Source organism: Argonema galeatum A003/A1, assembly GCF_023333595.1.
In the GTDB taxonomy this organism is placed as follows: domain Bacteria; phylum Cyanobacteriota; class Cyanobacteriia; order Cyanobacteriales; family Aerosakkonemataceae; genus Argonema; species Argonema galeatum.
This window is the reverse complement of sequence record NZ_JAIQZM010000041.1, coordinates 1-16,475: the sequence shown is the minus strand read 5'-3', so window position 1 is coordinate 16,475 and position 16,475 is coordinate 1. Positions and strand designations below refer to the sequence as shown.

Here is a 16,475-nt window from a genome sequence, read left to right as displayed (position 1 = left end):
TCTGCCCCTCTGCCCCTCTGCCCCTCTGCCCCTCTGCCCCTCTGCCCCTAGCCCCTAGAGATCCGGGCGCATCCGCTCCACCAATAGGCGTATGGCATCAGCATCTTCAGCATTAGGAACTTGGACTAGATAAGTCTCCAGGTCTTGACAAGCTGACACCCATTCCCCCAGCTGATAGCATAGAAGACCGCGATCGCGCACTTCCGCCGATACACCTGGAAACAACAGCAAAAGACGCTCAATCACCGCCAGAGCTTTGGGCAACTCATTCCGGTTTAAATAAATTAATTTGAGATTCATCAGCATCCGGGCTAAAAAGCGTCGGTTACTCACCGGCTCTATCAGCGATGGTTTCAACTCTACCGGCTGCTGATAAATTTGAGATAGTCGTTCCTGACAATCTTGCTCGAAGAGAATCTCGCCCCGGTTGAAGGCATCGACGTAGATGCCCACCTCTTCAAAGTCCGGGCGAATCAGGAAATGTCCCGGCATTCCAATCCCAACCATCGGGAAATCTAGTCGCTGGGCAATTTCCAAGTATACCAGTGAAAGCGAGATCGGAATGCCGGTTCGCCGCTCAATTACTTCATTCAAAAAGCTATTGCGGGGATCGTAGTAGTCAACTGTATTGCCAGCAAAACCTAAATCCTCGTAAAGGTACTGGTTGATAGTCTGAACAATCCGCAGGGGATACCGTTGGGACGGTAGACGCTCTTGTACTTCTGCTGCGATCGTATCAAGAACCTGAAGATGTTCAGCCGGATCTAGCTCTGGATATTCTTCCTGTGCAATATGTAGAGCCGCCTTTGCCAGATTGATTTGTTTCTCTGGCTGATGAATTTCCTGATAGAAATATTGCCGCGCCAGGGGAAAGTCCATAATTGGTTGTTGGTGATTGCGAATTGGGCTTACAGCAGTTTTCAGTTGCATAAAGTGTAGCAACAGTACAGATCAAAAACCCGGTTTCTGAGTGTTCAGTTTATTTACGCCCACCTACTTATTACCGAAACCCAAGCACTTCAGAAATTGCATTTGCAATGTCAAGATAAATGTTGCCTTGCATCTCCCGAAACAATACAAACGGCTGCTGGGTATTGCCGAAAATCGGTCTGATTACCCATCCCAGTTGACTGCCGACAAAGCCGTACAACACTAACCAAAATTGCAATATCTTTGTGCGAGTTCCTTGTCCTTCGGTATCTTCTTCAGAAATTAACTGAATTCCTTGATAAAGGAAGTTAACACCAATCACTCCTGTAAGAATAAAAATTGCCACATTTAACAATTTAAAAAATTGGTAATTGTCAGTGGTGATCAGAAAAAACAGGGTGACTGGTGCAAATCCCAATAGGAGGGCGCTAATTACAGAGGCAGCGGTAAGAACAATGATAAAATGTTGTGTAAGGCTGCGACGGGAACCAAAGAAAATGTTAAAAATGTATAATGTTGGCAAACAAATCAAAAGAGTGAGTAAGTAGAGGCACGGGAGTTTAATTGCTGCCGACAATGACTGAGGTACGCTATGGTATAAACCGATAATTGCGCCATAGATAGCGAAAAATAGAGAACTGCAAACGAGTAGGGCGATTATTTTACTTTGAAGTCTGACTCCTTGACGAATTTCTTCTAGAAAAGTCTGGCGATCGCGCAGTAAATTAATCAGTACCGCAAAGTGGTTTTTTCCCTGAAATTTCTTTTCCATGATTTTTCTTTCCTTAGTTATTGGTCATTGGTCATTGGTTATAGAGATATCAGTGCATCCGTGTATCTCCGTGTCGTGCTGTAGCCTACTCATTAGTCAGTTAACGAAAGCCTAAAATGTACGCAAGAGATTGAATTATGCTTACATAAAAATTGCCTTCTCTTTCTCGGAACAGAGAGAAAGGAGAATCAGGCGTTCCGAAAAAAGGTCTGAGAGTCCATCCCAACTGACAGCCTACAAAAGCATAAAGAAATAACCACAATTGTAAAATTTTTCGCCTAGTTTGGCTGCCTTCATTGTCTTGTTCTAAGACAAAATTAGCGGCTTTATATAAGGAAGAAACTCCTATAAATCCAGTCACGCCGAAGATAACAACATTCAACAATATTAGAAATTGGTAATTGTTGGTGCTAATCAAGAAAAACAGTGCGATCGGCCCGAAACTGAACAAAAGCACGCTAGTTAATGACACCGCCGTCAGCACCAAGGCCAAATGCTGACCCAAAGTGCGCTTAGAGCCAAAAATAATATTAGCAAAATACAATGTCGGCAGACAAATGAGCAGTGTGATTAAATAGAGGGCTGGAAGTTTAACTGCCGAAGCCAAAGCTTGCATCCAGCTATGATATATACCCATGATGCCGCCATAGATGGCAAGAAATATCGAAGTGCAAACAAGCATAGAAAATATTTTACTTTGCAATCGCGTGCCTTGGCGAATTTCTTCTAGAAATATTTGGCGATCGCGCAGTAAACTAATCAGCACTGCAAAGTATTTAATTTGGGGGGATTGCCGTTCAATCATGTTATCCTCAAAAGCAATATTACTAAAATCATCAATGAGAGTAATCGCCGCCAGATCCATACTTCCAAGCATCAATCCATCGGCGACAATAGTATTGTGGTACTGATGGTTGTATTGTTTTCCCTAATTGGTACAAAGCAGCGTAGGCTCCCAAGTTGGCATAATGAATTGTCCAATCCAGCAGCGTTGTCAGCCCAACTTGCGGAATTACCTTGACAACTAATCTCGGATGTGCAATTTGTGTACGCAAAAGGGTTTGCGACAGAGCCGAAAACTGCACCACATCTTGAAGAAAGGGTTTTAGTACGTCGTCTCCCAGCTGCTCCATTTCCAGAAATACCGCAGACAAAAGCTGATTAATTAGATCTGGATGGATTGTTTGATTTACACCGACACTCATCGCTCGTTGAAACAACCAGGTAACGGCTAAGTTTGGCTGATAAGGTTGTAGTAGCGCCAGAGCATTTTTAGTAAGTCGATCGCTTTGTAACGCTTCGTTAATTCCATTTGCCAAACGCTTCAAATGACGCACCATTGCACCAAAACCACCAAAACTCAGGGGAGATTGAGCGCCGCTGGAGTCTCCCACTGGCAGAATGCGGTTCCAAGGCATCTTTAGGGGACTTTGCCTATAACTTGGAAAGAAACCAAACAGCGCCCTTTGAAATTGCAATTGTTCCAATTCCACATTTTGATATTGCGGTAGGAGGCGGAGGTAATCCTCAAACAGTGCTTCTAAACTGGGGCGCTGCGGGTGAGCATCCATATACGTAAACAAGTAGGTGGTTCTACCATCTCGTGCGGGGAAGGCTTCCCAAAAGTACTGGCATTGATTTTTTAATGGCGTAAATGATACCAACAAATCGCCTGTGTCATTTTTCGGAAAGCCTTGGGCGCAACTTCCTACAACCAAGCATACAGCATCTGGCTTTTTTCCTTGTCTTGCTTGCTGGACAATGGGAGAAAAATGCCCCATTGCGTCGATTAATAACCGAGTTTTAAGGGATTTTGGATTGTTAGACTGCTCATCATCGTGACGAGTAGCCCCCAATCCAAAATCGATCGCAACGCCATCGGGATGAACAACTGCGCCTTGAAAGGGTATCTTTTCAAACAGTTTACCGCCAGCTTTGAGAAATTTGGACTTGAGGGCGTCCAGCAGAAAAACTGGGTCAACACCGATGTTGAGTACGTCTCGCACCCAGTGTTCGCGACCGCCTAAAAAGCTGATGCAAGCTGGGTTATACTGGGTTGCGATCGCCTGCTGGAGTTCCGATTCTTCAAGTAGATTCAATTCCAAAAACACTTCCAATTCTTTGCGGGAGATGTTCCACTCTTGTTCTCTGCCGCGCAGAATGCCCCGCTCTATTAAAGCCACTCGCCAGCCCATCCCAGCTAAGGCAGCACCGATTAAAATACCTAATGTACCGCCGCAGATAACAACGTCCCAATCCACTTCTCCCAAAGGCTGCTGGCTTTCTTTCACAGACATGGGTATCGGTGCGGTGTCCTCCTTCAGGGATTGCCAAATGCGATCGGCTTTACGCAGTCCTCCCAGGATATCCCCAGGTAGTTGGGAAAGAATTTGCTCGGTGAGGGTCATGAATGTTGATTTATCCAGAGGCTTTCTGTTAATGACATCATAGTAATCGATAAAAGACCGGAAACATTATCAAACTGCTGTAATAAATTAATGAGAGTGCGATCGCACAGTTATAAGGGCAGACAGGTGTGTGTCTGTCCTTATTCATTAATCCGGGGTAAACGGATGTAAAAAGTAGTGCCTTCACCGGAGTTTGACTGAAAAGAAATTTGTCCGCTATGAGCTTCGATAATTGATTTGGCGATCGAAGTTCCCAATCCCGTACCTCCACGTTTTCCATAAGTCACAAATGGATCGAACAAACGCTCCCGAATCGCTTCTGGAATGCCTGGACCGTTGTCGGAAATTGTAAGTTCTGCCCATTTATCTTTCGCCCAAGCCGATATCTCGATCCGTCCGCCTCGACCGTTAAAAGCTTCGACTGCGTTACCCACTAAGTTTTGCAAAACACGCATTAGTTTGTTTTCATCAACGTTCGCGACTACATCTGTCGCTTTAAACGCAAACTCTACTTTAGTATTTTTAAAATAAAGACGATTCAGCTTTTCAAAATGTTGCAAAAACAAAGTTAGGTTGAGAGGTTGTTTATTCACTACCGCATTACCGCCAGCAAATTCTAATGCTTCTTCTGCCATACCCAACATTCGCTTAACTTGGGCTTGAATTATATCGCACCATTCAACTGTTTCTTCATCTGGATGCTGCTCTTTGAGCATTACACTAGCTAAATGGATGCCGGTAACAGGACTTCTGAAATCGTGAATAATCGTGTTGACCATCTCTCCCACTAAAGCCATTTTTTCTTGGTGAATCATCTGATTGACATATTGCGATGTTGTGGAGCGCAACTGCTGGACAATGTAACCAAGCAGTTTGAGAACCACGCTACCTTTTGTGTTATTTAAAATTTCCATCAGGCTGTCGCGGGGAATTTTTGCCAAAGTTGCTTCACCGCAGACAATCGCTTGGGCGCTACGGGGTTGTCCATCCAATACCCCAAATTCCCCAAAAAACTCATTATGTTTAGCTAAGGCAAAAGTTTGATATTTTTCGCCAGCAGTAAATTTTCTAAATTCTACTTGACCTGATAAAATTAGATACAAAAAATCTGGTATTTCGCCTTCTTCAAAAATTATTTTTTGAGCATGAAAATTCTCTACAATAGCCAGCCTACAGAGTTGGTCTGCTTGCTCCGTTTCAAAATAGGAAATAAACTGATGTGCTTTCAGATCCATGCTCGAATACCTACTTCATTATCATAAAAAGTTGTCTTATTCTATCTTAAGGCAGATGTGGTGCGGGGTAAGACCCTACATTACGTTATTATCAACCCGGAAACAGGCGATCGCAACTGTAGTTCCCACAGTCTTGGGCTGTGTAAAGGTTTACACAAGTATTTATACTCAAATTTTTGCTGGTTACTCCCTTCCCGGTGGAAGACTATGTATAGTGGGAGGGAGAAGCATTGCGGAATTAACGTTTCGGTTTTCAGTTAAGATTAATTCCGCAATGCTTCGCCCCTAGATAATCTTGTGGCCCGAAGGGAGTAATAGGTGCGATCGCTTCTGTAACTTTTGGTTTGTGGCTGGCATCGCGCATCCACTAGAAGGTAAAATAGGAGATTAGCAGCAAAATTTTAGTAAATTGACTGATTTTTAGAGGTTACTAAAGATTTGGCAAGTTATCTTGAGCTACTAAACGTCAAAAATCGATTTAATCGCTTCACGGCACTGCTAATCATTACTTGCACAGCGGCTATCATTTCCAGCGTCAAGGCGGTAGCAGATCCACCGATATATTACTCCAACGGACAAGTGGTTTGGAGAGGAAATGTAGGGGATACTGTTTTCCACGAAAACGGACAAGTTGCTTGGAGAGGTAGTCCAGAAAACAATAACATTGTCTTCCACAGTAACGGACAGTTGGCTTGGAGAGGCAGTCTAGGAAATGATGTTTTTTATAACAACGGACAGGTTGCTTGGAGAGGAGACAAAGGGGACTCCTGCTATCGATCCGACGGTAGTGTGATGAGGCGCGACTGTAAAAACACGAATTGGATTGAATTGGGTTCTGGGATTAGTTTTCGGGTTACACTTAATAGTGCCCAGTTAAAGCTTCGCATTCCTGAACCTGAGACGGGCCGATCGTTTTATTCCAAGGTTTTTGATTTGGTAGATTCGGAAAATTAGGAACTGATAGAAACGCATTAAGTTTTTGTTAATTAGGTAGTAATTTATGAAAAGGCGATCGCTTCTTTACTTTGGCATAGGTTTGGCTGTTTTCGGCGCTAGTTCCTTCCTACCAGTTGCAGCGCAGTCAAGAAGAGGTGTAACTCGGCGCGTACAATTCCCACGCGGAAGTACATCAACTACGATTAATGGCTCGGTAGTGCTAGGTAACAAAGATACTTACATTTTTCGTGCCCGTCAAGGTCAAACAATTATTACCGATGTGACTTGGGTGGGAACAAGAGTCGATAATGTTGAAGATCAAGGACTTTCCGGTTTTACGTTTATAGCGCCTAATGGAGAATCTTATGAAGATCCGCAAGATATTTATTTCAATGCAAAATCAACGGGGGATTATAAGGTAGTTGTTCGACAGCCTTATCGAATGAGTAGTCCGAGATATAGGTTTAAATTGACTATTAGGTAAAACCCCTCTCTGTCCCCCCGTCAACGGGGGGATGAAAGAGTGCGAGCGATCTTGTTTATTTCTAGCTGACGATGCCCAACAGGCTGAATATCAGTGAATTTACGGTGGTGAATTAATTGTTATTGCGGTATGGCAACCGCCAAGGCGGTTAGGGCAACTCCAACTCTTACTTCTGGTTCATAACGGGACTTAAACAAATTTCAAGCCCAAACAAAGCCTAAACTCTCTTTGTAAGCAGAGAATACGTCCCAATTTTCGTTCAGCCATTTGACAAACCGAAAAGATATCGCTGTCCTAAACGCTTCCAGCGCTTCTGTAAAGGTGTTTAAAGGTTTATTTGCCCACTTAAGTCCCGTTAATCTCCTTATGAGATGAGAGCCGATTTGGCCGCGAGGATTCCGGGTAAAATCAATGTTCGATAAGAAAAAAAGCAAAAGTATAATATGAGATAGGTGAGCGAGCGCAGCGCGAGTATTTACAGAGGGCCATAGTTTGCAAGCAAGGGAGATATCGCCTAAACTCAGAGAACTGATCCATCTAGCATCTTCGCTAGAGCCTGCTTTAGCAACCAGGTTAGAAGAGATTTGGCGTTGGATTAAAGACATTAAGTCGGGTTCCCTGACGCAGAAAAAATTTTTAATGGGGTTTTTGCTAGAACTTATCAAGGATACGGAGTTTTGGCTTGAACTGAAAGTTTTAACTGACGACGAAAGACAATTGTTTTTTAACCAGATCGCTCCCACTGTAAGATATTGGTATGAATACCTCTTTCCCAAATGGTTTAAAGAACGAGATCTGAAATTCTATATTTGGAAACAAAAGTTAAGGTCAGGAGAGTTCGAGCGGGAAGATGGTACTCTGATAGAATCTATCGCGAGTGAAATTAAAAGTCGCGAAGGCACTTTTGTTCAGCGCTACGTCGCTGATTTTTCAATGGCTACGGATATCATTGTCAGCAGTAATACAGGTAAACCACTATGCGTTCAAGTTACCAGCATGGCTGATGAATTTTCTCATCAAAAGTATGAAGATTGGAAACATACTCTCCAAGGATGGAAGATAGAACGCGGGATTTTCGTAAGTTACAATCCGGCTAAATATGAGTTTGTTATTCAATTAGTTAATTTAGTCTGGCACAACAGCAATCATCTTGCAGAAGCCAAATATCTGAAGTTTAGTTTTTAAATTGTAGATTCTTAGTTAATTTAGCATACATTGGGTCAGTAATTAGAAATGAGTACCATCAGCAATACTTCAAATGCAGACAGGCTGGAAAAAGTATGGCTTGCTCTACAAGCAGCCCAAAAATTGCAGGATGACCGACTAACTTTTGGACTTGACCATGTAGATATGTATGTGGAAGATGTGGAGGGTGATTGGCTGGAACAGTGGGGGGAAGATGAACGGGTAAATTTGAGACAGTGGTTAGAAAATATTTTTGTAGCAGGTTGGCAGACTGTTGAAGAAATTTTGGGTATAGAAGAGCGAGATTTAGCTTTTGTTTTTAGAACTGCTGGTATTAAACGCGCTAAATTAATTGATTTAGGAATGCGGCTGGATGGTCGCGATGTTGCCCTAATTGTGACAATTAAGCCAGAAGAAGAACAAAAAATAGGTGTTCTTCTACAAGTCCGTAGTATTAGTGAGGAAAGTTATTTGCCAGAGAATCTTAAACTAATCCTGCTTTCAAATGATGGGGAAGTTCTCTACGAAGTTACAGCTAGAAGTGCTGATAATGTAATTCAAATGGAGTTTGATGGTGAACCTGGGGAAGAGTTTAGCGTACAGGTGGCTTTAGGCGAGATGTGCGTTAGGGAAGATTTTGTAATTTGAAGTTCGTAGAGGATGACCTGAAAAACTGCGTTTTTGAACCAAAGATTGAGGCTTTGGAGTTGAGATAACGACAAAAAACAAAGGTGATGACATCGATTCTAGATGTAAATATACAAACTTAATAATTCCAGGGATGCGACAATGGCAAAGTTAGTTGTTCTAGAGTTAGGGAAGGGTGACTTTAACCAGGAGGTTGAGGTTATTTTGGAGATTGGGGAAGAGGAAAGTCGCCAGTCTATCCGCGTCAAGGGTGCGTTACCGCCAGCACCTGAAATTCCCCAACGATATCAGCTGTGGCAGTCAGCTTATCGTAGTTTAGATGTACGTCACCGTATCAAAGTTAAATCTGCTCAAACTACTAATATTTCTATTAAGGATATTGTTAAAGATTGTTCTAATTCAGCCGAGTCATTTAAAGACAGCTTGAGTGGTTGGTATAAGTCTGATAAGTTTAGTTCGATTCGGGAAAAGTTATTTCAAGAAATTGATAAATCCGCTGAAGTACGGCTGATTATTCAAACTCAGAATAATCAGTTACGGCGACTTCCCTGGCATATTTTCTTTGAGCGTTTTCTGGATGTTTACCGTCATGCCGAAGTTGCTTTAAGTCCGCCTGAGTATCAACGGGTAGAAAAAGCAACGTTAGGAACGGTAAGAACTAAGGTTAGAATTTTGGCGATTTTGGGTAATAGTGCGGGAATTGATATTGAGGAAGACCGCAAATTATTGGAAAGTTTACCCGATGCGGAAGTGGTGTTTTTGGTGGAACCGCAACGCCAACAAGTTGATGAGTTATTGTGGGATGAAAAGGGCTGGGATATTTTCTTTTTTGCGGGACATAGTTCCAGTCGAAGCGATGGGGAAACTGGACTGATTTATATAAATCAAACGGATAGCTTAACGATTCCCGATTTAAAGAATGGGTTGAAAAAAGCGCTCGAACAAGGTTTGCAATTAGCGATTTTCAATTCTTGCGATGGGTTAGGATTGGCAAATGACTTGGCTTCTTTGCATATTCCGCAGATAATTGTAATGCGAGAACCTGTGCCGGATAGGGTAGCACAGACTTTTTTGAAGCATTTTTTGACGGCATTTTCTAGAGGGATTTCTTTATATGCAGCTGTGCGAGAAGCGCGGGAAAGGTTGCAAGCATTAGAGGATGAATTTCCCTGTGCGACTTGGTTGCCTGCAATCTGTCAAAATCCTGCTGTCGTGCCAATTTCTTGGCAAGATTTGGGACGCAGGTTTATACCGGGATTTTCTCCTTATCGGGGTTTGTTTGCTTTTCAGGAAGAGGATACATCGTTTTTCTTTGGGCGAGAAAGTTTCACCGCACAACTGGTGGAAGCGGTGGGAAAACATTCTTTGATAGCGGTGATTGGTGCTTCTGGAAGTGGTAAGTCGTCGGTGGTTTTTGCAGGGTTAATTCCCTGTTTGCGGCGAGAAGGAAATTGGCGAGTGGTGTCTTTACGTCCTAGTGATAGACCTCTTTATAATTTGGCATCAGCGCTGATTTCCCGGTTAGAGTCTGGGATAAGTAAAACTGACAGCATTCGGGAAATTAGAAAACTGGCGACTGATTTGCAACAGGAAAAAGGGGCGCTGCGGGATATTTTAGGTGAGATAGAGAGGGAAGATTCGGGTACGCGATTGTTGTTAGTAGTGGATCAGTTTGAGGAATTATATACTCTCTGTCAAAATGTCGAGGAACGTCAGCGTTTTTTAGATAGATTGCTAGAAGCAGTTAATCACACAAAGAATTTTAATTTGGTGATTACTCTACGGGCTGATTTTGTGGGTCATGCCCTATCTTATCGTCCATTGGCTGATGCTTTGCAGTATGCTGATTTGAAACTTGGGCCAATGAATCGGCAGGAATTGCAAGATGCGATCGCTCAACCAGCTTATCAAGTAAGAGTAAATATTGAGGAGGGTTTGACGGAACGAATTCTGACGGCGGTAAATGAAGCACCGGGAAATTTACCATTATTAGAATTTGCCTTAACTCAGTTGTGGGAAAAACGGCGGGGTGGGATTTTATCTCACGCAGCTTACGATGAAATTGGCGGAGTAGAAGCTGCTTTAGCCCGTTACGCGCAGGAAGTTTATGAAAAACTGAAACTAGAGGAACAGCAGGCAGCGAAACGAATTTTTTTGGAACTGACGCAGTTAGGCGAGGGAACGGCGGATACGCGGCGGCAGGTTTTTAAGCAAGATTTAGTGAAATTAGCACAATCTGAGGATTTAATTGAGCGGGTGATTCAGCGATTAGCTGGTGCTAAGTTAATCGTGACGAGTGAGTTAGAACAAGAGAAGATAGCGGGTGAAGACTCCCGTCCGGCGGCGGTGGTGGATGTTGTCCATGAGGCGCTGATCCAGCATTGGCCTTTGTTGCGTCAGTGGGTGAGCGAAAACCTCGATGCGCTGCGAATTCAGCGGAAAATAGAGACGGCGGCGCAAGAGTGGCAAGGGAAAGGGAAACCGAAACAGGCAGCTTATTTGTTGCAAGGGCCAAAGTTGGCGGAGGCAGAGAATTTTATTCAAAGTTATGCTGAAACGGTGGCGCTGTCGAGTTTGGCGCAAGAGTTTGTTCACAGGAGTATTCAACAGAGGCGAAAAAGCAGGTCGATTCTGTTTGGTTCTATTGGTGCTTTTGTGGTGGTGGTGAGTGGGGCTGCGATCATTTATTACCAGTCTTATTGGAACGGCACTATCTTCGCAGTTCAAACAACTGACTTCAACATACTTTATCACACTTTGCCCACCAAATTATCTTATATATTGCTACATGGAGATGTGGAAGAGTTACGGCGTACATTGAATAGTAACTACGGCTTTTTTGGCCTAGTTGTTACAGATTGTAAGACATCTGAAAAAGATTGCCCTAGTCAAAAAGTTCTATGTTTGACTGATTCAAAGTTCAGGTGGAAACAACGGCTTAGTGTTAAGGCTCTATCTCGACATCCTTATGATCTCTTAAGGAATCCGCCACCATTATTAACCGAGAGAACTTACGAAAATCCCTTTAAACTAGACTGGAAAGCTACAGGTAAAACTAACAAAGGTGAAATTATCGGGCGAGTTTACTATGTTCGAGGAGTGCCGCCCAGTTTGTGGGAACACTATTTAGGCTGGTGGCAGAACTCATCCAGCGCAGAAACGTCCCTACAAGGGCATATAGGAAGTTGCAAGTGGAACTGAACCGCAATGATCTGGAGCTTAACTTATAGATGCAAGTTTAGTTTCTAAGAAAGTGCGATCATCTGTCGATGATTTAATTGAAAAAGAAAAGAAACTGATGTCCCTATATGGCAACTTTAGCAGGAAAAATAGCATGGGAGCACATCAATCAAGCACTTACTACAGGCATTCTACCAAAAGCAAGTGATTTCAAAACTTGGGCTGAATCACAACAAAATTGGTCCTATAATCTGCCATTCGTCCAGCGTCACATCAGTTGGGGTGCGTGGCGCAGCAGAGGTGACAGATGCCGCTACAACATCCAGCCGATCCAACCAAAGTACAAGGACAGGACGTTTTTTAGATCCGCTTTTATCTGTAAAAGTAATTTCTGCTACCCACAAATCACCCGGTTGGATAGTCGTCATAAAGCCCCTCGTCTTCAGGTGCGTAAATAATCAAAAAATCAAAGCTGTCCCGGATCGACACCCATCTCTCGCAATCGCGCCTCCAACGCTTGCACTCGCTGTCTTTCTGCTTCCAGCAAAGCTTCTGCTTCCTCTCTCGCCATAGCCAATTCAACATAAGTGGCAAATGGCTGTTGATCTGGACGATAAATCTGAAGTTCTTCGCCACTCATATCGAAGCGAACCCCTAACCTTGGACTTATCCAGTTATCGATCGGATCGATAACTTCTAATTTCCCACTGGTAGAGGAACGCAACCAACCGCTCAAATCTACTTTATCTGGATCGTAAAGATAATATTCCTCTACACTATGACGATCGTAAAATCCCAACTTCTTCGCCATTTCGGTGAGGGTATTGCCAGGAGAAAGTACCTCAAACACTACTTGGGGAGGAATATTTTCTTCTCGCCACTGTAAATATGAACCTCTATCTCCTTTCGGTCTACCAAATACAACCATTGCATCAGGAGCAGAGCGAATTTTATTATCTCCTTCGATGGGATACCACAGTAAATCACCCGCTACGAAAACATTGGGGTCATTCCGAAACAAAGCATCTAATCCCCCTTGAATAGTCACTATCCAGCGGAACTGTTTTGTATTGTCTGACATCGGATTTCCGTCCCTTTCGGGGTAGATAATCTCTTGTTTGGTAGGAGTTGTAACCATTGGTTTACCTCAGCAGAGGCGTTTCTTTTATTTTCCATTAAAATATGGGGAAACAAGATGCTTTTGCTTCTCCCCACAAAACATTTTATCGCCGTGTTGAGTTATGAATTTTTTGGTATCTCTTGTGGGATAGACGTCTCGCCTGTCATCGTGAAATTGTCTGTTGTCATTGTTGGTTAAAATTTTACCGCAGATGAAGACAGATGAACGCAGATGAACGCAGATAAGAATAAGAACAGGAATTTTTTGCGTAACCGATATTTCAGGAAATGATATCACATCTTCCCCAAAGCTAACACTGCATTCTGACCCCCAAATCCAAAACTCAAACAAAGCACATTGCGAATTTCACCCCGACGCGCTTCTGTCACCAAATCTAACTCAAACTCTGATTCTTTTAAGCCAATACAAGGCGGTAAAATTTGATACTTCAACGCCATTAGACAGAAAGCTGCTCCCAACGCACCAGATGCTCCCAGCGTATGACCTGTCGCTCCCTTGGTGGAACTAACTGGAACACTTTGGGGAAACAAATATTGAATCACCTGCGCCTCATTTTGGTCATTTAACTTAGTCGCTGTACCGTGAGCGTGAATGTAATCAATATCACTCGTAGAAAGATGGCTGCGTTCCAAACATTGCTTGATAGATGCGATCGCACTCTTCCCTCCCAATTCTGGTGAATTAGCATAATGTGCATCATTTGTCAAGCCAAAACCCAAAACTTCCCCATAAACCCTTGCCCCTCGACGCCTAGCTGACTGGGCCGACTCCAGCACCATCACCGCCGCACCTTCTCCCAACACCAAACCTTCCCGATGTCGATCGAACGGATAAGCCCCAGTTTGCGCCAAAGCACCCATCTGCTTAAACCCAGCCAAAGTCAGCGGTGTAATCGGTGCTTCCACTGCACCAGCAATAACCATCTCACATTGACCAGTTTGGATTAACTCAAAACCTTGCGCTAGAGCCCAAATCCCACTAGCACAAGCCGCCATCGGTGCCAACACTGGCCCAGTTGCACCAATTTGACGAGCAGCTGCGATCGCGCCCATATGCGGCAACATCCCCAACCAACTTCTTAGCCCCCCCTTAATAAGGGGGGGTTGGGGGGGATCGTCCCAGTACATTTGCCGCGCCAACTTCTCCCACAAAGCCTGCTGAGAGCGACTAGATCCGATCGCCACCCCACAATCTAGCAAAGGCACAACTAGACCAGCATCTTGCACAGCTGAAGCGACAACCAACCTAGTTAGCGTTAGGAAATCAGCAGGTTTTTTAGCAATTAAAGCTAGAGGAAACCGTTCTAATTCAGGAAAAGGTTGATGGATCTGAATACCAGATTTACCGGCAATTAAATGCCGCCAGCTGGTTTCCAGAGAACCCAAACATGAAATTAACCCAATACCACTGACAAAAACTCCCATCCCCCCTCCCTGTTGGGGGGAGGGGGTTAGGGGGTGGGGTTCTAATATTTTTGCAGTCGGTGTACTAATGACAAATGAAGCTATTTCTTCAGATTTTCAGCGCCTTCAGTTACCTTAGCCGATTCAATGCGATCGCCCTGCTGAATCTTATCAACCACATCCATACCTTGGGTCACGTACCCAAACACAGCATAGCTGCCATCCAAAAAAGCGAGATCCGCCAAAGCAAAGTAGAACTGCGAAGAAGCAGAATCTGGAGATTGCGATCGAGCCATCGCCACAGCACCGCGCTTATGCTGCAAAAGCGGCGGCTGAGTAATCGTCTTGCTGTAAACCGGACTGTCTGCCCCTTTAGGCGTAATTTCTAACGGAATGTTACGATCCAGACCCGTCGCCGGATCGACAAAACCACCCATTCCCAACTGACCTCGGAAATTAGGATCTTTGCTTTTCGGGTCGCCACCTTGAGCCACAAACGGTTGTGGTTCCCGGACTACCCGGTGAAACACCAAACCATCGTAGACACCACGCTCGACGAGATCCACGAAATTACCGGCGGTGATGGGAGCATTCGTTCCATCGACTTCGATCGTAATGGGTGAACCTTTCACCACCATGACGACAGTAGCCTTTCCTTCCAGACGAGGTAAATTAGCCATTTGAGGATTGCTTGCTTGAGTAACTGGTGCAGAAGTTTCAGTTCCTGAAGGATTTTGCGATGCTTGCGAAGCATCTTGTGGCGGCGTGCATCCCCCCAGCAGCAATGCACCCACGATTACAATTGACACCAACCAGTGTCCGAGCTTCATTTGCATTTTCGGTGAGAGCCAACATAAAAAGGTCAACCCAGCCGATCATAAACCTTCTAGAGGCACTCCCAAGAAACTGGCTAGCTGAGCCCCCTGATTTTCCAGTTCAGACAAAGACATCGGTTCTCCAACTCGCGTCAGGGGAATATCTCTGCGGCCTTTAATTCGCAGATATAGAGCGCGGCGGGGATTCAGACCTTCCCTGATCTCAACGCGGATCGCCTGTACATCCTCAGTGCGGCTGCTAATCTCAATCCGGCGATTTTTGCCGGGAAACCCCCACCGGAAAATCTTAACGAAGCCTGTTTCTTGATTAAATTCGTTGTAACCGCCCCCAAAATCCAAAAAGACCGCCAACCAGAGATAAAGTGCCAAAAGCGTCCCGGCTGTCCCATAAAAGCCCATTGCCAACCCTTGGGGGACGAAGATCAGCCCAGTGGCATCACCAAAAGGCAACAGATTTTTATGCAGGTAACTGGAAAGACCGGCCAATAAAAAGCCGATGCCTCCGATGGAGACGATCGTTGCCCACCAGTAATTACTGAAACGACGAGATCCTAAAATCTGCTGGCGGAGTACGCGATCGCTTGCGGAGATTGTTTGTGTCGTCATAGCCCGAATATTCTCACTTACTTCTAATTAACTTCAGAATTGGTAATTGGTCATTGGCTCAAGGTAATTATGCTTATCTCCTCTGCTCACCTGCTCCTTGCCATGCCCCATAATCTATTCTCTATTAATAGAATCTACGAGCTTTACTAATTTTGGCTACAAATTAATATATAGTTATGTTAACTTACTTAGAAACCTCCCAGATTTAACAAAGCAAGAGGCTTGGAATAAATGACAATTGCTGTCGGACGCGCTGGAGCCTCAAGAGGAGCGTTTGACGTCCTCGACGACTGGTTAAAGCGCGATCGCTTCGTATTCGTCGGCTGGTCCGGCATTCTCCTATTCCCCTGCGCCTACCTAGCGCTGGGCGGATGGTTGACCGGCACCACCTTCGTCACATCCTGGTACACCCACGGACTAGCCTCATCCTACCTAGAAGGCTGCAACTTCCTCACCGCCGCAGTATCCTCACCAGCAGACAGCATGGGACACTCCCTACTGTTCCTCTGGGGACCTGAAGCCGGATGGAACTTCACCCGTTGGTGCCAAATCGGCGGCTTGTGGGCATTTGTAGCCCTGCACGGAGCCTTCGCCCTGATCGGCTTCATGCTGCGCCAATTTGAAATCGCACGTTTAGTAGGAATTCGTCCCTACAACGCGATCGCATTTTCCGCACCCATCTCCGTCTTCGTTTCCGTCTTCCTCATGTAC

General features: G+C 44.5%; 16 protein-coding genes and 1 pseudogene. 6 read left to right on the top strand and 11 right to left on the bottom strand.

The genetic code is table 11. The features are described 5' to 3' along the window. Nucleotides 1–54 precede the first annotated feature (54 nt). The 5 genes from LAY41_RS27545 to LAY41_RS27525 all read right to left on the bottom strand — a co-directional run bounded on the left by LAY41_RS27545 (nucleotide 55) and on the right by LAY41_RS27525 (nucleotide 5,345). The gene (locus LAY41_RS27545) at nucleotides 55–879 is read right to left on the bottom strand and encodes a SirB1 family protein (protein ID WP_249105150.1); all 825 of its coding nucleotides are present in this window, start codon (nucleotides 877–879) and stop codon (nucleotides 55–57) included. A 121-nt stretch (nucleotides 880–1,000) separates the two neighbouring features. After that, nucleotides 1,001–1,702: an actin-binding WH2 domain-containing protein gene (locus LAY41_RS27540; RefSeq protein ID WP_249105076.1), complete on the bottom strand. Its 702-nt coding sequence runs from the start codon at nucleotides 1,700–1,702 to the stop codon at nucleotides 1,001–1,003. 100 nt (nucleotides 1,703–1,802) lie between these two features. Then, nucleotides 1,803–2,579 carry an actin-binding WH2 domain-containing protein gene (locus LAY41_RS27535; protein ID WP_338023064.1) on the bottom strand — a complete coding sequence of 259 codons (777 nt, stop codon included), beginning with the start codon at nucleotides 2,577–2,579 and terminating at the stop codon, nucleotides 1,803–1,805. After that, entirely contained in the window at nucleotides 2,539–4,110 is a 1,572-nt protein-coding gene (locus tag LAY41_RS27530; protein ID WP_249105073.1) for an FAD-binding oxidoreductase, read from the bottom strand. The genes LAY41_RS27535 and LAY41_RS27530 overlap by 41 nt, the downstream gene beginning before the upstream one ends. A gap of 140 nt (nucleotides 4,111–4,250) precedes the next feature. Further along, the gene (locus tag LAY41_RS27525; RefSeq protein WP_249105071.1) at nucleotides 4,251–5,345 is read right to left on the bottom strand and encodes a sensor histidine kinase; all 1,095 of its coding nucleotides are present in this window, start codon (nucleotides 5,343–5,345) and stop codon (nucleotides 4,251–4,253) included. A gap of 438 nt (nucleotides 5,346–5,783) precedes the next feature. On the opposite strand from LAY41_RS27525, the gene LAY41_RS27520 reads away from it, so the two are divergent. Together LAY41_RS27520 and LAY41_RS27515 are read left to right on the top strand one after the other, a co-directional pair. Continuing rightward, entirely contained in the window at nucleotides 5,784–6,299 is a 516-nt protein-coding gene (locus tag LAY41_RS27520; RefSeq protein ID WP_249105070.1) for a toxin-antitoxin system YwqK family antitoxin, read from the top strand. A gap of 46 nt (nucleotides 6,300–6,345) precedes the next feature. Then, nucleotides 6,346–6,765, top strand: coding sequence for a hypothetical protein (locus tag LAY41_RS27515; RefSeq protein WP_249105068.1), 420 nt, complete (start codon nucleotides 6,346–6,348; stop codon nucleotides 6,763–6,765). 200 nt (nucleotides 6,766–6,965) lie between these two features. On the opposite strand, the pseudogene LAY41_RS27510 reads toward LAY41_RS27515, so the two are convergent. After that, nucleotides 6,966–7,136, bottom strand: a pseudogene (locus tag LAY41_RS27510) (IS701 family transposase); the annotation flags it as partial. Between the two features lie 121 nt (nucleotides 7,137–7,257). Here LAY41_RS27510 and LAY41_RS27505 point away from each other — a divergent pair. From LAY41_RS27505 to LAY41_RS27495, 3 genes are all read left to right on the top strand, one after another. Next, nucleotides 7,258–7,950 (top strand): hypothetical protein, encoded by a 693-nt coding sequence (locus tag LAY41_RS27505; protein ID WP_249105066.1) that lies wholly within the window; start codon nucleotides 7,258–7,260, stop codon nucleotides 7,948–7,950. Between the two features lie 48 nt (nucleotides 7,951–7,998). Beyond that, nucleotides 7,999–8,598 (top strand): DUF1822 family protein, encoded by a 600-nt coding sequence (locus LAY41_RS27500; protein ID WP_249105063.1) that lies wholly within the window; start codon nucleotides 7,999–8,001, stop codon nucleotides 8,596–8,598. A 141-nt stretch (nucleotides 8,599–8,739) separates the two neighbouring features. Next, nucleotides 8,740–11,799 (top strand): nSTAND1 domain-containing NTPase, encoded by a 3,060-nt coding sequence (locus tag LAY41_RS27495; protein WP_249105060.1) that lies wholly within the window; start codon nucleotides 8,740–8,742, stop codon nucleotides 11,797–11,799. A 206-nt stretch (nucleotides 11,800–12,005) separates the two neighbouring features. On the opposite strand, the gene LAY41_RS27490 is transcribed toward LAY41_RS27495, so the two are convergent. The 5 genes from LAY41_RS27490 to LAY41_RS27470 form a co-directional block, all read right to left on the bottom strand. Next, nucleotides 12,006–12,206 (bottom strand): hypothetical protein, encoded by a 201-nt coding sequence (locus tag LAY41_RS27490; protein WP_249105058.1) that lies wholly within the window; start codon nucleotides 12,204–12,206, stop codon nucleotides 12,006–12,008. A gap of 38 nt (nucleotides 12,207–12,244) precedes the next feature. Further along, nucleotides 12,245–12,916 (bottom strand): Uma2 family endonuclease, encoded by a 672-nt coding sequence (locus tag LAY41_RS27485; RefSeq protein ID WP_249105057.1) that lies wholly within the window; start codon nucleotides 12,914–12,916, stop codon nucleotides 12,245–12,247. 275 nt (nucleotides 12,917–13,191) lie between these two features. Continuing rightward, nucleotides 13,192–14,343, bottom strand: a complete 1,152-nt coding sequence (locus LAY41_RS27480) for a beta-ketoacyl-ACP synthase (protein WP_249105054.1) — start codon at nucleotides 14,341–14,343, stop codon at nucleotides 13,192–13,194. A gap of 80 nt (nucleotides 14,344–14,423) precedes the next feature. Next, on the bottom strand, nucleotides 14,424–15,158 hold the full coding sequence (locus LAY41_RS27475; RefSeq protein WP_249105052.1) for a peptidylprolyl isomerase: 735 nt from the start codon (nucleotides 15,156–15,158) through the stop codon (nucleotides 14,424–14,426). Between the two features lie 39 nt (nucleotides 15,159–15,197). Further along, nucleotides 15,198–15,764 carry a photosystem I assembly protein Ycf4 gene (locus tag LAY41_RS27470; protein ID WP_249105049.1) on the bottom strand — a complete coding sequence of 189 codons (567 nt, stop codon included), beginning with the start codon at nucleotides 15,762–15,764 and terminating at the stop codon, nucleotides 15,198–15,200. Between the two features lie 231 nt (nucleotides 15,765–15,995). Between LAY41_RS27470 and LAY41_RS27465 the strand changes: the two genes are divergently transcribed. After that, on the top strand, nucleotides 15,996–16,475 hold a 480-nt coding region (locus tag LAY41_RS27465), incomplete at its 3' end, for a photosynthetic reaction center family protein (protein ID WP_476726998.1).